A 1,176-nucleotide genomic window follows, 5' to 3' on the forward strand; every position below is an offset into this window, starting at 1 on the left:
TGTGTAAGTTAATCTGCGATATATATTGAAAATACTATATGTATTTTTTATGAAGAAAAATATTTATTTTAGAAGCCAGTATTTTCAATAATAAAATTTAACTAGCACAAGGCATTATTTTTATACTAATATAGCTTTTTTATTTTCTACTATCTTCTTAATAACTTTTTATTTAGTATGTATTGTTTAATATAATCATTTATTTATCTTGTGAATACGAGTCACATATCATTTCAAGATTGTTTGTAACATATGAAAATACACGATAGAATGTTTCTCTATCTTCATCACTCAATCCATTAGAAGCCTTACTTACAGCTATAGAAATAGCATCATTTATCCTCTTATTCATATCTATACCTTCTTTTGTTAATATAAATTTTGTACGATATTTACGTTGAGAATCTACTTGTGCAGGCTTTACAAAACCTTTTTTTGTAAGGTCTGTAATAATTCTAGATACAGCTGCTTTATCTTCAATACAAAGTTTACATAGTTCTGTAGGTGTAAGACCTTCTTCATTTTTTCCAAGATGGTACATATACATTACATGACTAGCCTTAAGTCCCATGCTCTCTGTTTCAGAAAGTTTTATTTTTTGAATAGACTTATATGTCTTTGTTACATATGTTGTAAACGCTTCAAATCTTTCTATAAGCTCAACCATAATTATGCAACATCCTCCATTTCTTGTAATAAATCTTCATTGGCATAAGCAAATATTGAAAATGCTAGTATAAACTGTGCTGGATAATAAGTAGCAAGGCATAAATAACCAGTTGCTGAGATACCTCCAAATACATCTAGCATTAGCATAAAATCTGATATGAAAAATAAAATACTTCCTATTGTAATAATTCTATTAGTAATATTATTTTCTTTTATTAAATTTGAAATAGCTTTACCAATCATAAATGATATTATAATAGCATATATAGAGCATACACTTTTCATTATAGCGCTTTCAAAATTTAAAAATGGTATAGATGATATAATAATTAGTGAAATTACTGATATAATTATACCAATTTTGAAATCATTACGATTTATCTTTATTAGATTAGAATAAGATCTAAAGTATAATATATGACCTATTGCAAATGTGATTGTACCAAGATAAAAATTAATTCCAAGTAATACATCTGCTATCATAGTACATATTAATGCAAATATCAT

2 protein-coding genes are annotated in these 1,176 nt (G+C 25.6%); both read right to left on the bottom strand.

What is annotated here, in order from left to right; genetic code table 11:
* Positions 1–199: 199 nt before the first annotated feature.
* Positions 200–667: a MarR family winged helix-turn-helix transcriptional regulator gene (locus G3997_RS03320; protein WP_296648067.1), complete on the bottom strand. Its 468-nt coding sequence runs from the start codon at positions 665–667 to the stop codon at positions 200–202.
* 2 nt (positions 668–669) lie between these two features.
* A partial coding sequence (locus G3997_RS03325; RefSeq protein WP_296648070.1) for a lysoplasmalogenase family protein occupies positions 670–1,176 on the bottom strand: 507 nt, incomplete at its 5' end.

The organism is Romboutsia sp. 13368, from assembly GCF_018336475.1.
GTDB lineage: Bacteria > Bacillota > Clostridia > Peptostreptococcales > Peptostreptococcaceae > Romboutsia.

Bases quoted from the DNA above. Each gene is read 5' to 3' on its own strand.
- G3997_RS03320 (WP_296648067.1), bottom strand. From the start codon at position 667: ATGGTTGAGCTTATAGAAAGATTTGAAGCGTTTACAACATATGTAACA.